At 61.5% G+C, this 16095-nt stretch carries 12 protein-coding genes; 5 read left to right on the forward strand and 7 right to left on the reverse strand.

All coding sequences use genetic code 11. The features are described 5' to 3' along the window. Window positions 1–308: 308 nt before the first annotated feature. Window positions 309–1373 carry a M48 family metallopeptidase gene (locus tag VJ464_20155; protein ID HKQ07448.1) on the reverse strand — a complete coding sequence of 355 codons (1065 nt, stop codon included), beginning with the start codon at window positions 1371–1373 and terminating at the stop codon, window positions 309–311. A gap of 443 nt (window positions 1374–1816) precedes the next feature. On the opposite strand from VJ464_20155, the gene VJ464_20160 reads away from it, so the two are divergent. After that, the gene (locus VJ464_20160) at window positions 1817–4111 is read left to right on the forward strand and encodes a nitrate reductase (protein HKQ07449.1); all 2295 of its coding nucleotides are present in this window, start codon (window positions 1817–1819) and stop codon (window positions 4109–4111) included. An 11-nt stretch (window positions 4112–4122) separates the two neighbouring features. Continuing rightward, window positions 4123–4614: a molybdopterin oxidoreductase gene (locus VJ464_20165; GenBank protein HKQ07450.1), complete on the forward strand. Its 492-nt coding sequence runs from the start codon at window positions 4123–4125 to the stop codon at window positions 4612–4614. A 97-nt stretch (window positions 4615–4711) separates the two neighbouring features. Here the strand turns inward: VJ464_20165 and VJ464_20170 are convergent, their stop codons facing one another. From VJ464_20170 to VJ464_20195, 6 genes are all read right to left on the reverse strand, one after another. Further along, window positions 4712–5425, reverse strand: coding sequence for a haloacid dehalogenase-like hydrolase (locus VJ464_20170; protein ID HKQ07451.1), 714 nt, complete (start codon window positions 5423–5425; stop codon window positions 4712–4714). Window positions 5426–5450: 25 nt separating this feature from the next. Continuing rightward, window positions 5451–6512 carry a redox-regulated ATPase YchF gene (gene ychF / locus VJ464_20175; protein ID HKQ07452.1) on the reverse strand — a complete coding sequence of 354 codons (1062 nt, stop codon included), beginning with the start codon at window positions 6510–6512 and terminating at the stop codon, window positions 5451–5453. A 26-nt stretch (window positions 6513–6538) separates the two neighbouring features. Beyond that, window positions 6539–6985, reverse strand: a complete 447-nt coding sequence (locus VJ464_20180) for a type II toxin-antitoxin system VapC family toxin (GenBank protein HKQ07453.1) — start codon at window positions 6983–6985, stop codon at window positions 6539–6541. Then, on the reverse strand, window positions 6982–7278 hold the full coding sequence (locus VJ464_20185) for a hypothetical protein (protein HKQ07454.1): 297 nt from the start codon (window positions 7276–7278) through the stop codon (window positions 6982–6984). Before VJ464_20185 ends, VJ464_20180 begins: the two co-directional genes overlap by 4 nt. 24 nt (window positions 7279–7302) lie before the next feature. Beyond that, entirely contained in the window at window positions 7303–8850 is a 1548-nt protein-coding gene (gene gpmI / locus VJ464_20190) for a 2,3-bisphosphoglycerate-independent phosphoglycerate mutase (GenBank protein HKQ07455.1), read from the reverse strand. Window positions 8851–8928: 78 nt separating this feature from the next. Next, entirely contained in the window at window positions 8929–9498 is a 570-nt protein-coding gene (locus tag VJ464_20195) for a methyltransferase domain-containing protein (GenBank protein ID HKQ07456.1), read from the reverse strand. 277 nt (window positions 9499–9775) lie between these two features. Here VJ464_20195 and VJ464_20200 point away from each other — a divergent pair, with 277 nt between their 5' ends. The 3 genes from VJ464_20200 (at window position 9776) to VJ464_20210 (ending at window position 16023) form a co-directional block, all read left to right on the forward strand. Continuing rightward, window positions 9776–10753 (forward strand): ammonia-forming cytochrome c nitrite reductase subunit c552, encoded by a 978-nt coding sequence (locus VJ464_20200; GenBank protein ID HKQ07457.1) that lies wholly within the window; start codon window positions 9776–9778, stop codon window positions 10751–10753. Continuing rightward, window positions 10707–11588 (forward strand): hypothetical protein, encoded by an 882-nt coding sequence (locus VJ464_20205; GenBank protein ID HKQ07458.1) that lies wholly within the window; start codon window positions 10707–10709, stop codon window positions 11586–11588. Before VJ464_20200 ends, VJ464_20205 begins: the two co-directional genes overlap by 47 nt. A 64-nt stretch (window positions 11589–11652) precedes the next feature. Continuing rightward, window positions 11653–16023, forward strand: a complete 4371-nt coding sequence (locus VJ464_20210) for a tetratricopeptide repeat protein (GenBank protein ID HKQ07459.1) — start codon at window positions 11653–11655, stop codon at window positions 16021–16023. Window positions 16024–16095 lie beyond the last annotated feature (72 nt).

Raw genomic sequence — 16095 nt, forward strand, 5'->3', positions numbered from 1 at the left:
GAGGGCGCGGCGCATGATTCCTCCCGAGGGTGTTAGCGATGAAGTACAAGCGGCGCGATGGCCGCATCCGCCTATTTGCAGATATGCGGAGGGTTATTGGTAACACACGGCGAGCGCGATGGTCAAGGAACGAGGCCATGCGCGGCGCGGCGGCATGGTAATTAAGGCGACACGGCGACGCGGGAAGAGTAACGCGGGGACGCGGCGAAAGGAAAACAAGCGGTTAGCTCTGTCTCTTTCCCTCACTGCGTCGCCGCGTCGCCGCGTCCCCGCGTCTGCTTTTTCTCTCGCCGCGTCGCCGCGTCGTCTTAATTGCCGCTATCGGGCTTGCGCCTGAGCGTCGGCTTGTCCTTCGGCTCGGCGTCCGCAGGCTGGTCGCCGTCGTTACGCTTGAGCGTCGGCTTGCGGCGCAAGGTCGGGCTGCCGTCGCCGTTGAGCTTGGCCTGATTGGTAATCGCCAGCAGCTTTGCCTTGACGTTGTTGAACTCAGAGGTCGTGATCGTGTACTCGTCGCGGTCGGGGAAGCGCACCAACATCTGGTGGGCTTTCTGAATGCGGTCGCCGGTCGCCGGGTGCGTGCTGAAAATCTTTTCAAGCGTGCCGGGCTTCTTCTTCTCTCTGGTCTTCAGTTTTTCAAAGAAGCTCAGCATGGAGGTCGGGTCATAGCCCGACGCCCACATGTACTGCAAGCCGAGAAGGTCGGCCTCTTCTTCAGCGCCGCGGCTGAACTTCAGAAACGACAGCGGCACCAGGATGTTGACGGCATTCTGGGCAATCGCGCCGAGCGGCCCGCCGACGAAGATCAGCGGGATCGACAGGTATTGAAACAGGCGGCCTTTCGATGCCTGCTCGACGCCGTGGCGTGCCGCGACGTGGGCGATCTCGTGCGCCATCACCCCGGCAATCTCCGACTCGTTGTCGGCGGCCAGAATCAAGCCGCTGTTGACGTAGAGGAAGCCGCCCGGCAACGCGAACGCATTGACGTCCGCCGAATCGATGACCTTGATGGTAAACGGAATCTTGGCGTCCGAGTGCAGGACGATGTTCTGGCCGACGCGGTTGATGTATTCGCCGATGACCGGGTCGTTGATGAACTTCGCCTCGCGGTCAATCTCGGCGGCTAATTGGCGGCCGAGCGCCACTTCTTTGTCGTTGGAATAAAAGTCGAGGCTGCCCTTGTTGATGTCGCGCTTGCCGATCAGTTCCGGGTTCTCTTTATCTTTGAGCGGCTCGGTTTTCTTGAGCGGCGCGGGTTTCGCGTCGTCGCTCTTCTTTTCGCTGTCGCGCGCCAGGACTGCCGCCGGCCCGGCCAACAGCATCCACACGAGCGCCGTGGCGACAATGCGCCCGGACACCTTATTTCTGAACTTCATGATTGCACTCCTTAACTGCTAAACCTGTCCCATTGGCTCGTTAATCCCGGTTGAGGGACGCACGCCCGCTGGTCCGACACGCTATTGATCTCGGGCTGTGCTGAGGTGGCTGGTGCTTGCTGGTCTGTCTTAGGTCGGGGAGGAGACCGCCAGCCGTTAAAGATTTTATCAGCCTGCGGCTTAGAAATTCAACAACCTTTTTTTTGACGATCTCAAACTCGCTCCACGGCGTCGCGACGCGAGCGAGGCTTTCGTCGCGGCGGTACAGATGCAGGCCGCCGGAAAAACGGTATGTTGCTTGCAGTTCAATTGCGGCATGAAGCTGTTTCTATTTTATTTCCGGAATACTCGCCATAATTTCTCATCCTTGTACCTGCCTTTCTCAACCCCTCTAGCTGACATGAGGGACTTCCCTAGCTCGCGCGCAAACCTGGAGAAAGACCATGAAAGAGACACGTGACAGCATTGCAGATGTCTGGGGCGAACGGACGCCGTTTAAGAGCAGCCACTGGCGCATCCGAGTTGATGAGAACACCACGGAAGAGCCTGACCGCTGGGTGCAGTCGGCCTGCGTGCTCTGTTCGACGGGGTGCGCGCTCGACATCGGCGTCAAAGATGGCCGCATCGTCGGCGTCCGCGGTCGCAAAGAGGATCGCGTCAACCGCGGGCGGCTCGGCCCCAAGGGCTTGCACGGCTGGGTCGCCAACCACAGCAACGAGCGGCTCCTGCGCCCGCTCGTGCGCCGCGATGGCCGGCTCGTCGAATCGAGTTGGGACGAGGCGATGGAGCTAGTCGTCGCGCGCTCGAAAGAGCTGATCGAGAAGTACACGGGCCACGCAATCGGCTTCTACAACACCGGGCAGCTTTTTCTTGAAGAGTATTACACGCTCTCGATCATGGGCGACGCGGGGGTCAAGACCGTACACATGGATGGCAACACGCGGCTGTGTACGGCGACCGCGGCCATGGCGTTGATGGAATCGTTCGGCTCGGACGGCGACCCCGGCTCGTACACGGACTTTGACGTCACCGACGCCATCTTCCACATCGGCCACAACATCGCCTGCACACAGACGGTGCTATGGATGCGCATCCTCGACCGCCGGCACGGCAGCAACCCGCCGAAGCTCGTCGTCGTAGACCCGCGCCGGACGCCGACGGCGAAAGAAGCCGACTTGCACATCGCGCCGCGCGTCGGCTCGAACCTGCCGCTGATGAATGGCCTGCTCCACTTGATTATCAAGGCCGGCAACATTGACCGCGAGTTCATTGACGCGCACACGGTCGGCTTCGCCGGGCTTGAAGAGATGGTCGCCAAGTTCCCTGCCAACCGCGTCAGCGAACTGACCGGCGTGCCGGTCAAGCAACTCGAAGAAGCAGCGGAAATACTCGGCACGACGCCGACGCTCGTGTCTACAGTGTTGCAGGGCGTCTACCAATCGATGCAGGCGACGGCTTCAGCCGTGCAGGTCAACAACCTGCACTTGATCCGCGGCCTGATCGGCAAGCCGGGCAGCACCGTCTTTCAGATGAACGGCCAGCCGACGGCGCAGAACACCCGCGAGTGCGGCGCCAACGGCGAGCTGGTGGCCTTCCGCAATTTCAAGAACCCCGACCACGTCGCCGACCTCGCGCGCATCTGGAACGTAGACCCGGAGGTGATCCCGCACCACCTGCCGCCGACGCATGCGATGAAGATTTTCCGTTATGCCGAAGAAGGCTCGATCAAGATGCTCTGGATCGTCTGCACCAACCCGGCGGTGTCGCTGCCTGAGCTGAAGCGCATCCGCACGATCCTCGGCAAAGACGACCTCTTCGTGGTCGTGCAGGACGCCTTCTTGACCGAGACGGCGGCGCTCGCCGACGTCGTCCTGCCGGCGGCGATCTGGGGCGAGAAGACCGGCTGCTTCACCAACGCCGACCGCACGGTGCACATCTCGCACAAAGCCATCGAGCCGCCAGGCGAGGCGCGGCCCGACCTCGACATCTTCCTCCACTACGCCGAGCGCATGGACTTTCGCGACAAGGACGGCGCGCCGCTCATCAAGTGGCGCACCCCTGAAGAGGCGTTCGCGGCTTTCAAAGAAGTCACGCGGGGCCGCCCCTGTGACTACACCGGCTTGAGCTACGAAAAGCTCAGCCAGGGGTCGGGCATCCAGTGGCCGTGTAACGACGAGCACCCCGAAGGCAAGGAGCGATTGTACGAAGACGGCGTCTTCAACACGAGCGCCGACTACTGCGAAATTTATGGCCACGACATCATGACCGGCGCGGAAGTCCCTCCCGAACAGTACCGCGCCGAAGACCCGCAAGGCCGCGCCGTCATCAAGGCCGCCGACTACGTGCCGCCGGTCGAAGAGCCGGATGAAGATTACCCGCTATGGCTGACCACGGGGCGCGTCGTCTACCACTTTCACACGCGGACGAAGACGGCGCGCTCGGCGGCGCTCGACTTCGCGGCGCCCGACCCGTTCGTGCAGGTCTCGGAAGCTGACGCCGCGGATTATGAAATCAAAGATGGCGACATGGTCGAAGTCGAGACCCGCCGCGGCAAGGTGCAGGCCGCGGCGCGCGTCGGCGACATCGAGCCGGGTCACGTCTTCATCCCTTTCCACTATGGCTACTGGGATCACGAGGGGCAACCGCGGGCCGCCAACGAGCTGACGATCACCGCCTGGGACCCGGTCAGCAAGCAGCCGCACTTCAAGTTCGCGGCGGCGCGCCTACGCAAGCTCTAAGGAGGTCTGTGATGCAGGTCGCAAAATACATCGGGATGACCGAAGCCAGCGAGCAGCAGCTCGCCGACGCCTTTCTGCTGGTGGCCAACCGCCACGAGCGCGACCCCGGCGTGCGCGACATGTGCAAGCAGCTATGCGACTGGACGCGTGCCCACGTCGAGCGGCTCAAGTCTCTCGAAGCGCGCTTCGGCAAGCAGCCGAGCGAAGGGCCTGAGCGCGTGCGTAGCGCGCTCTTTCACGGCGTGCGGGTCGGCGGTCTGGGGTTGCTGCGCGACTTGCAAGACCTGGCGCTGCTCGGCCATCAATCGCACATCTGCTGGACTTCGCTTTCGCAGGCCGCCAATTCCTTGCACGACAAAGACCTCGTAGCGGCCTGCGACACCGCGCTCGCTGAAGTCGAGCGCCAGCTCGCATGGATTGATTCGCAGATTAAGCACACCGCGCCGCAGGCGTTGATCGTCACGCCGGACAGTGGGGCCCGGTTCGATCAAGACGGCGGCTGATGCGATCAACCTGGTGATCGGCGTGCTCATCATTGCCATCGTCGGTGAGGCGGTCAGGCGGGTGCGGCTCAAGGGGGCGATGCCGCGCTCGGTGTGATCAAATTTCCGCGAGCAGATTGATAACTGAAGCGGTGTCGCTCAAGTCCGCAAGCAGCGCGTCGGGGCGGTGCGCGGCAAGTTGATCGAGCGCATTAAACCCTGAGGCGACAGCCACCACCCGCGCACCAAAGTGCCGGGCGCACTTGATGTCGCGCGGCGTATCGCCGACGATCACAAAGCGGTCGGGCGCAAGCGTCACGCCGAAGTGTTCCTGAATGCGCGCCGCGGCAATCTCCGGCAGGTGGTCGCGCTCCTCGGCGTCGCTGCCAAACGCGCCGCGCCCTTTGAAGTATGACCAGATGCCGACGCTGCGCAGCTTCGCCTCGGCCAGCTTCTCGACATTGCCGGTCAGCAGGCTCGTCACAAAGCGCGCATCCGCGGCGAGCGCGTCAAGCAATGGGCCGACCCCTTCGCAGAGGCGAAAGACTTCGCCGGTCGCCGCCATCTCTTCAAGGATTTCGACCATCGTCGCTTCGAGCCGTGGCAGCCGCTCGCGGATCTGCTCCGCCGTGAAGCCCTCGCATTCGAGCGCTTCGCGGTAGATGGCCAGATCGGTCTTGCCGCCGAAATCGACTTCACTGATGCGCCCGCAGGTGCCGAATTGATCGATCAACATCTGCCGGATGCGCCCGCGATACTCGGGCCGGCGCACAGCGCGAATCAGTGTGCCATCAATGTCGAAAAGGATGACGCGCAGGTGGTCAGTAGTCATTGGTCATTGAAACGGAGATGGCAAATCACACATTAAAGCGGAAGTGGACGACGTCGCCGTCCTGCACGACGTAGTCTTTGCCTTCGAGCCGCAGCTTGCCCTGCTCGCGGCACTTCGCCTCGCTGCCCAGCGCGATCAGGTCTTCAAAGCGCACGACCTCGCCGCGGATGAAGCCGCGCTCGATGTCGGAATGAATCGTGCCGGCGGCCTTCTGGGCATGGGTGCCGCGTTTGATTGACCAGGCGCGGCATTCGTCTTCGCCGGCAGTCAGGAAGCTGATCAGGTCGAGCCGCGCATACGCGGCGCGAATGAAGCGGTCGCGCGCCGGTTCCTTGATGCCGAGGTCGCTTAAAAACTCGCGCTGTTCTTCGGCGTCGAGCTGCGCAATCTCCATCTCGACCTTGCCGGCCATGGCGATGACGCTGAGATTTTTCGCTTTCGCGACTTCGACAACGCCCGGCGGCACCTCGCCGGCGGCGTTGGTCTCATCGACGTTCAACAGCAGCAGCAGCGGCTTCAGGCTCAAGAAGCGGAAGCCGGCGACGAGCGTCAAGTCTTCGTGCGCAAGCTCCAGGTCGCGCAGCGGGCGCTCGTCTTCGAGGGCGGCTTTGAGCTGCACCATCAACTCGGCCTCGCGCTCTTTGCCCTTCTCTTTCTTGAGCCGCTGGATGCGATTCTCGATCTGCACCAGGTCGGTCAGCATCAGCTCGTCGTCAAAGCCGCGGATGTCGCGCAGCGGGTCGGCATCCTGCAAGAGCATCGGATTGTCGAAGCCGCGCACGACATGAACCAGGGCGTCTACGTCGCGCATGTGCTGCACGAGCTTCGGGTCAAGCCCGCCTTCCGAGCGCTCGCCGCTTTCCGTCGGCGGCCCGGCGACGTCAACGAAGCTGATTTCGGCAAACGTCTTCTTTTTCGGGTTGAAGAGGTTGGCCAGCGCGTCAACCCTGTGGTCGGGAACTTTGATGACGCCGACGTTGGCTTTCTCTTTCGCGCCGTAGCCGCCGACCTCGGCCGCCAGCCCTGTGAGCGTATTAAAGATGGTCGTCTTTCCCGACCCTGCGAATCCTACGAGTCCAACTTTCATGCTTTTCCTATCGTCAGTGAATTATGTCACGGCGCGGCGACGCTCGTCGGGTGAACCGCCGTGACGTCTGCGTAACGTTTGAAGTCATCCGTGTTGAACGTCAGCAATTGCGTCACGCCATGAACCTTCATCGCCGCAACGATGCGCGCGTCGTGAGCCTGCTTGCCCTGCACTCGATAGTGAACGACGAGGCGCTCCCACTCGGCGAGAATAGCTGGATTATCAGGGAGAATCGCAAAAAAACGTTTTATCCTGCCGAACTGCCGTGCGGCTTGTTCTATTGTCATGCCAAGTCCGTTGTAGGCGAGCGGGCGTGTTGCCACCGCCCAAGCCTCAATCACGTTTTGTGAGGTTAAACAAAGTCTTTCGCCCTGGCTGCGCAGTGTCGCTATGGCCATGTAAGCATCCCTTTGCATGGAATGTTTACTTTGAACCGAACGCAGCAGAACGTTGGTATCTACAACGTAATTCATAACATCTCATCTTCTCTCGTGTAGATACTCTCCCGGCTGACTGCATAATCTGAAAGCGGCGGGGCGTCTGAGGGGAATCCACCTATCCATTCGCGCAACGCTCGGCTCCATTCTTCGGGCGTGGCCGTGAGTTGAAAATGTTCATCATCTGTCGCACTCTGCGGTGAAGATGACGAGTCACTCTGTTGGTTGCTGGCGACAGATTCAAGAAACTCCTCGACCGTAAGGCCGCGCGACGCGGCGGCGGCGAGAATCTCTTTTGCTAATTCGGGCGTTAAATCTGATGCGGACATCGCTCACACCTCCTTACATCATCGCTACACATCCATGCGCAAATCGGTGCCGGTCATTTGCGGCGGCTGCGGCAATCCGAGCAGGCCGAGCATGGTCGGCGCAATGTCTCTTAGCGCACCGCCCTTGCGTAACTGGCCTCGATAATCGCTGACGACGATCAGCGGCACGGGATTGGTCGTGTGCGCCGTGAAGATCTGTCCGCTCACCGGGTCGATCATCTGCTCGGCGTTTCCGTGATCGGCGGTAATAATCACCGCGCCGCCTCTGGCCTGCACCGTTTCGACGACGCGGCCGAGGTCGCGGTCAATCGTTTCGATAGCCTTGATCGTCGCTTCGAGGTTGCCGGTGTGCCCGACCATATCCGGGTTGGCGTAGTTCATAATCACCACGTCGAATTCGCCGCTGTTGATCTGCTCGACGACCGTGTCAGTCAGCGTGTCGGCGCTCATCTCCGGCTGCAAGTCATAGGTCGCGACCTTCGGCGAAGGGATCAGGATGCGCCTCTCGCCGGGATATTCTTTCTCGACGCCGCCGTTGAAGAAGAAGGTGACGTGAGCGTACTTTTCCGTCTCGGCGATGCGCAGGTTCTTCAAGCCGGCGGCGGCCATCACATCGGCCAGTATCTCTTCATGAAACTCGGGGCCGAAGGCGACAGGCAGCGGGAAGGTGCGGTCGTACTGCGTCAGGCAAGTGAAGCGGATGCCCGGTCGCGGGCCGCGATCAAAGAACGGGAAGTCTTCTTCGGTGAACGCCCGCGTGATCTCGCGCGCCCGGTCGGCGCGAAAGTTGAAGAAGATCACACTGTCGCCATCATTAACGGTCGCCACCGGCTTTTCATCATCTCCGACGATCACAATTGGCTTGACGAACTCGTCAGAGACACCTTCGGCGTAAGAGTCGCGAATCGCCTGCAAAGCATCATGGCTCGGGCGGCCCACGCCGTAACGCAGCAAGCGATACGCCTGCTCGATGCGCTCCCAGCGCTGGTCACGATCCATCGCGTAGTAACGCCCGACAACCGAAGCGACGCGCCCAACGCCGTAGTCTTGCATGCGCCCGATCAAGTCGGCGACATAGCCGACGCCCGAATCCGGCGCGGTGTCGCGGCCATCGAGAAAAGCGTGGACGTAGACGCGCCCGACCTGTCTCTCCTTGGCCATGCGCAGCAAGGCATAGATGTGCTCGTCCCACGAATGGACGCCGCCGTGCGACACCAGGCCCATCAAGTGGAGCGCCGAGCCTTGATTCTTGACATGCTCCATTGCCGCGACCAGCTCGGTGTTCTCGAAAAACGCGCCGGCCTCGATGGCGTGATCGATGCGCGAGATGTCCATGCGGACGATGCGTCCGGCGCCGATGTTGAGGTGGCCAACCTCGCTGTTGCCCATCTGCCCCGCGGTGACGCCGACGGCTTCGCCCGATGTTTCAATGAGCGTGTTCGGATACTTCGCAAACCACTCATCAAAGTGCGGCGTGCGCGCGAGCGCAATCGCATTGCCCTCGCGCTTCGGCGAATACCCGAAGCCATCAAGAATCACCAGGACGAGCGGCGTCTGTTTGACACTAACCAATGCGTGTTTTCCTCCGTTGATATTCTAGCAGGTGCCGGGTGCCGGATAACACGGCGCTCTCTTCCCCGACACCAACAGCTAACGCCCGACACCCGGCTTGACCACTTCCAGCTCAAAATAGATTTCTTTGCCGCGCATCACGGCGTTCAGATACTGCTCCCAGAATTTGCGCACGAAGCGCCAGCGCGGGTGGCGGTTGTCGAGGTTGATCAGGTATTCGAGGCCCGTCAGTTTCCACAGATTCAGTAAGGTGACGCGACAGACTTTTTGTCTGAAGCGCGCTTCGGCGTAGAAGTCGAAGACGGCGCGATCATCGGTCAGGTTGCGAAACGAGTAGCTGTTCAGGTGATTGCGATGCGTCAGGTCTGTGGCGAAGTCGGGATTCGTCCAGTGCGGCGCTAGCAGTTTGACCGTGCCGCCGGCACGCGTGATGCGGTGCAGCTCGCTCATGACCGCCATGGGGTTCTGAACATGCTCGATAACGTGCCTGCCGATGACTTCGTCAAATGAATCGTCGGCGAACGGATAAGGCAGATCGTCGAGATCGTGAATCACGTCGGCGGCAGTGCGCGGGTTCATATCCATGCCGATAGCGCCCGCGACTTTGTTAGCGCCGCAGCCGATGTCTAGCACACGGCACGCGGGCATGGCTGTTTCAACTTTTCTGATCGCCTTCCCCTCACTCAAATTGCAACACGCTCCTCGATAGCCGTCAGCGCTGCTTGCGGCCTGCATGGCGACGGCAAGAAACTCTATCTTATCTCATCATTTCTCAGGCAGTCTAACAGCCGCACATGGCATCATCAATGGGCGGCGCGGATTCCTTTACAAGCTCGGTCAGAAATGCAAAATAGACGGTAGTGTGAAAGTTCGATGATTCGAGACCGCTGGAAATAATTCCTCTGTGCTAGAGTGAACCTGTGCCATGTCATTCCGTTCTGTGTTCCTTGCCATCGTCATTGGATTTGCGTTGATCGTCGCCGCCTTCCTGATTAACCGCCAGCGACCGAAGGTCGAGACTGACCAGCCCGAAGCGGCGCTCGTCCGCGCCTCAGGCAAGTGCGCCGAGTGCCATACTCAGCAGCAGTATTCCGTCGTTCACGAATACGAGATGAGCCGCCACGCTCAGAAAGGCGTCAGTTGCCTGGACTGCCACCAGCCGGCAGACAACCAGCAGCGCCAGGATCATCACGGCTTCGTCATCACCAAACAGATGACCGCGGGCAACTGCCGCAGTTGTCACGAGGGCACTTATCAGGAGTTCGTTCGCAGCCGTCACGCGGCGGTCTCGTGGGCGGCGGTCTACGGCGAGCAAGGCTTGTCGGCAGAGCAGGTCGCCTTCGCCGAAAAGTATCAGCCCGGCTATGCCAAGCGCCCGCCTCACCCCTTCGTCAAGCTCGAAGGGACATCGGCGATGACCAGCGGCTGCGCTCAGTGCCACAGCGTCGGGCGACCGAACGAAGATGGCACAATTGGCACCTGCACAGCCTGTCACACACGCCATACCAGCTCGGTTGAGATCGCCCGCCTGCCGCGAACCTGCACACAGTGCCACACCAGCACGCTAATCAATCGGGTCTATGACCAGGCCGAACAGGTCGTCACCAGCACGAATGAAAAAGTGCAGAACGCGCTGAACATCGTCAACGGCTTGAAGCAGGAAGGCGCGCTCGCCGGCGAGCCGTTCTCGCACCCCATTGATTTCATCTACTTCGACCTCTGGCACTATGACGGGCGCACCTCGAAGCACGGGGCGTTCATGGGCGGCGCAGACTTCGTGCAGTGGCATGGCAATTACCCGATGCTCTACAAGACGGTCGAGCTTAAGAGCATGGCCGACGAGTTACGGAGGGGGCATGGAAAGGCTAACCCGGTGGGCGGGCCGCCACCCGCGGCTAAATGATCCACAGCTCTGGATCGAAGCCTTCGTGGTGTTTAATCTCGCGTGCCTGGCGCTGGACATCTACCTGGCGCACTCGACGAACGAGTTTCGTCATCAGAGCGAATACATCCCGCTCTATTTCTCGTTGGCGGCTCCGATCATCCTGCTCGTCGGGCTGATTGCCAGAGCGCGGTTCGGCTATGCGGCGGTGTGGCGCGACCTGGGCTATCTGGTCGGCTGGGCGGCGATTATCATCGGCATCACCGGCGTCGTGCTGCACCTCGACAGCCGCTTCTTCTACGAGCGCACGGTCAAGAGCCTGACTTACGCCGCGCCCTTCGCGGCCCCGCTCGCCTACACCGGCGTGGGGTTGTTGTTGTTGTTAAACCGCATGGTGACGGCGGGCACGATGGCCTGGGCTTACTGGGTGCTGTTGCTGGCGCTCGGCGGCTTTGCCGGCAACTTCATCTTCAGCCTGACCGACCATGCGACGAATGGCTTTTTTCACCCGATTGAATGGCTGCCGGTCGCGAGCAGCGCCTTTGCGGTGAGCTTCCTGCTGGTGCCGTTCTTCGTCCGCGTCGGTCGCCGCTTCCTCGGTCTCTGTGCGCTGGTTTTGCTGGCCCAGGCCGCCATCGGCATACTGGGCTTTCTGCTGCACGGGCTGGCAGACTTGCATGGGCCGTCGGCGAGTATGTTTCAAAACGTTGTGCATGGCGCGCCGCCGTTCGCTCCGCTGTTATTGCCGAATCTTGTGGTGCTGGCGCTGATCGCGCTGTGGGTGCTGAGCAAGTTTCTCGAAGAAAACGGCGTCCTGCCGACTGCCGAGCCTGCCGAGGTAGAACAACAGAGCTGAGTGTGATAGGCTACGCGCCTCTGGTTCGTCGTCCAGAGGTGCAGTCATTTCGGCCTACATCTTCATCTCACACGCCAGCAGCGACGACCCTTTCGTCAAAGAGCTTCGCGATGCACTCGAAGCTCACAGCTTGCCGGTCTGGGTTGATTCGCGCAAGCTGCGCGGCGGTGCCAAGCTCGCCCCTGAAATCAACGCCGCCATCGAGCAGGCACGGCAGGTCATCGTCGTGTTCAGCCCCGACACAGTCAACTCGCCCTGGGTGCGCAAAGAGATCAGCAAGGCGCTCGAAGTCGAGCGAGAGAAGAAGGATGCCGGCTACCGCGTCATCCCGCTGCTGCTACCGGGCATCAAGCCTGCGGCGCTCGATAACTGGTTCGATGAGCAGCCGGTCGCCATCCCGGTCGAGCTCAGAACCGGCGCGGTCAGCGAAGCTCTACCACAGATACTCGCAGCGCTCGGCGAACAGTTGCCTGATGACCGTCAGCCCGCGCCGGAGCCGCCAGCTCACGCGGTCGCTGAGCTTAAATTGAAGTTGAAGCAGGCCAGCATCGAAAAAATCAGCGAGGGCAAGTGGCGAGTCCGCGCGACGGCGCAATTGATTTACGACCCGGCTGATGCGGCTCGCCCCGCCGCCGAAAGCGCCGAGTTCCAATTCACTGCGCCGCTCGGCCCGATTGAAACCGACGAGCTGCGCTGGTATCTGGAAGAGTATTACCGCTGGCCGACGAGGTTCTTCACCGAGCGCGCCAGGCGCATCGAAGCGCAACTGCCGCAGTGGGGCCGGCAGCTCTACGACGCCGCGACCGTCGCGCAGTCGGCGCGCGACTTGATGGCCGATTGGCAGCAGTCGGCAGACGGCATCGAGCGGCGCTTTTCGATCTTCGTTGACAGCCGCTTGATCGAAGGCAGCAATGAGGCTGAACAGGCCGCCGCCAACGAAGCCGCCAGCGCCCTGCTCGCCTTGCCGTGGGAGCTGATGCATGACGAGCGCAGCTTTCTCTTTCAAGGCAAAAACGCCGTCTGCGTGCGCCGCTGCTTGCCGAAGCAGCGCGCCCTGCCTGCCGTCGCGTCGAGCCTGCCCATTCGCATCCTGCTCGTTAGCCCACGCCCCGAAGACGAGCGCGCCCCCTACATCGACCATCGCATCAGCGCCCGCCCACTGGTTGCGGCCATCGAATCGCTGGGTGAGCTGGCCGAGCTAACGGCGCTCGACCCGCCGACCTTGCCCGCATTGCGCCAGGCGTTGCGAAAGGCGGAACATCCGTTCGACGTGATTCATTTCGATGGTCATGGCGTTTATGACCGGCAGCGCGGGCTAGGCGCGCTCTGCTTTGAAGACCCGAAAGACAGCGACAAGTCGGAGAAACGCGCCAGCCAGTTGATTGATGCGGAAGAGCTGGCGGCGCTGGTCAGAGAACACCGCATCCCGCTGGTCTTCCTCGAAGCCTGCCAGAGCGCGGCGGAAGCGAAACCATCGGCTTCGGTCGCGGCAAAGCTGCTCGATGAAGGCGTCACGTCGGTCGTGGCGATGACGCATAGCGTGCTGGTCGAAACCGCGCGGCGATTTGTGACGGCCTTCTATGGTGAGCTGGCCGAGGGCAAACGTATCGGCACGGCCATGCTGACCGGGCAACAGACGTTGTACGACGACGACTTTCGCTTTCAGGTGATGGGCGCGGGCGAGCTGCGGCTCAAAGACTGGTTCGTGCCGGTGCTGTATCAGGAAGAGAATGACCCGCGCCTGATTACTCATCTGCTGCCCGAAGAGAGCAAGAGACTACACCAGCAGCGACGGCGGCTGAGCCTCGGCGCGCTGCCCGAACCGCCGGCGCACAGCTTCGTCGGGCGCAGCCGCGACTTGCTGAAGCTGGAGCGCATGCTTGCAAACACCGAGCAGCGTTACGTGGTGGTGCGCGGGCGCGGCGGCGAAGGCAAGACGACGCTAGCGGTGGAATTGGCGCGCTGGCTGGTCGAGACGCGCCGATTCGAGCGCGCCGCCTTTGTCAGTCTGGAAGAATACTCCGACGCGCGCGGCGTGCTGATCAAGCTGGGGCAGCAGCTCTTGCCCGAAGGCGAGAAGTGGCACGTCGGTGACAGTGCGGAAGAATTCAAGCAAGGCCGGCTCGAAGTCGAGCGCGCGCTACGTGACCGGCGGACGATCATCGTGCTGGACAACATGGAGAGCGTGCTGCCTGACCCGGGGACGCGGGGACGCGGTGACACGGAGACGCGGCGAGATGATGCTGCGCTCAAAGAAATCTTCGACCTTTGCGCCGCCATGCTCGACGGCGGGCCGTCGACGCGGCTGATCTTTACTTCGCGCGAGCCGCTGCCGGAGCCGTTTGCGCCCGTCGCTCGCACCGCCGAATTGCGCGAGCTTGATCCCAACGACGCCATCGAGCTGGTCAGCCAGGTGATGAAGCGCGAGGGGCTGGAGCCGAAGCACGACGACGCCGGCAACACGCCGACAGAGGTCGCAGAGCTGGTCGAAGCGGTCGGCTGCCACGCGCGGGCGCTGGCGCTGCTGGCGCGCGAGATCGCTATTCAAGGAGTGAGCGCGACGACCGGCAACGTACAGCGGCTGATGGAAGAGTTGGAGCGCAAGCATCCGGGCGAGCGCGAGAATTCGCTCTATGCCAGCGTCGAACTCTCGCTGCGCCGCCTGCCTCCCGAAATGCGGCAGCAGATCAAACCGCTAGGCGTCTTTCACGGCGGTGCAAATCTGATGGTGCTGCCTTACGTGCTTGGGGTTGATAAGGAAATTTCGCTCGATATTGGCCGGGGGCTCATCGAAGTCGGACTGGCGGAAGCGATGCCTTACGGCCACTTGCGGCTCGACCCGGCGCTGCCGCCTTACCTGCTGCGCGACCTCGGCGAAGCGGAGCAAGAAGCGGCACGCTCGCGCCGGGCGGAAGCGATGCTGGAGTTGACGCGGTTTCTATATGAGCAACACTTTCAGGATGCCGAGTTATCGGCTCGGCTGACGCTGCTGGAACTGCCCAACCTGATGGCGCTCCTCGATTGGATCAAGGAGCGCGCGACGCCGGAAGAAGTGATTGATCTGGCGCAAAGTCTGGAAGCGCTGCTCGCTCACCTGGGTCGTTCACAGGCGCTCGCCCGTGCGACTCATGCGCGCGAAGGGGCCGCGCTCCGGCTGGATCAAGAGGACTCGTGGAGCCATGCCCGCTACCTGGCCGAAAGCGCGAAGATTGACCGGCAGCTGGAAGGTGGCCAGTTGCCCGCCGCTTACGAGGCAGCGCAACAACTGCTTGAGCGGTCGCTGGAAGCAGGGAAAGCGGCGTATTCGGGGGCGAGCTATGACATCGCAATGACGCATTTCAGATTTGGGAGAGTGCTAAAGCAGGGCGGAGAGGCCAAAGCCGCCATCGGGCCGCTCGGTGAGGCGCAGCGGCGTTTCCAGGCGCTCGCCGATGCGGGGAACACTGCCGCCGCAAGGATGGCCTCGACAGCGATTACCGAAACGGCGGATTGCCTGAGTGATTTAGGACGATTAGATGAAGCAACGGCGGCTTACCAGGAGGCCATCGGGCGTTTTGAGAAACTTGATGATAGAAGAGGGATGGCCGTCAACAAAGGCAACCTCGGCACAGTCCGAATGCTGCAAGAGCGGTATCAGGAGGCGCTGGCGGCTTTCACCGAAGCGCGCTTGAGCTTTGAAAGTCTGGGCGACCCGGGACACGTCGCCATCTACTGGCATCAGATCGGAGTAGTACACCGCCAAGCCGAGCAATTTGAACAGGCGGAGTCCGCTTACCGGCAATCGCTGGCAATCGAGGTGCGGGAGAAGAACCTTGCGGGTGAGGCCGCCAGCCTGGGCGAGCTAGGCAATCTGTATGACCAGATGGGGCGGCTAGAAGAGGCGGTGAAATGCCACCGGCAGGCGGCGGATATTGACGTCAGGTTGCAAGATCAGAAGAATGAAGGGTTAGACCGCAACAACCTGGCCAATACACTCATCAAGCTGAAACATTACGACGAAGCCCGCCGCGAGCTGATGCGCGCCATCGAGTGCAAGCAGCCTTACGGCCACGCTGCCACACCGTGGACAACGTGGGATATTCTCCACGACCTTGAGCAGGCCACCGGTGATCAGCAGGCCGCCGCCGAGGCGCGGCAGCGGGCGATGGAAGCTTACTTGGCTTACCGGCGTGATGGCGGGCAGAGTTATGAATGGGGCGCGCAATGGTGCGCCTCTGTCGCCGAGGCGATTGCGCAGGGAGAGACAACCGCGCTGGTACAGCAACTAACTGAATATCTGAAAACACAAGCTGGCCCCAGAGGCAAAGCGATGATTCCCAAGCTGCAAGCCATCCTCAACGGCTCGCGCGATGTGGCACTGGCTGACGATCCGGCATTGTTTTATCAGGATGCGGTGGAGTTGAGATTGCGGCTGGAATCACTGGGTGCGAGTTGAATCTTCTCAGAGCGTGTTTTGGAATTTTAAGCTCCGTAGGAGCGCGATGTTTATAGAATGCCAGGCAGCTAT

The organism is Blastocatellia bacterium (assembly GCA_035275065.1).
In the GTDB taxonomy this organism is placed as follows: Bacteria; Acidobacteriota; Blastocatellia; order UBA7656; family UBA7656; genus DATENM01.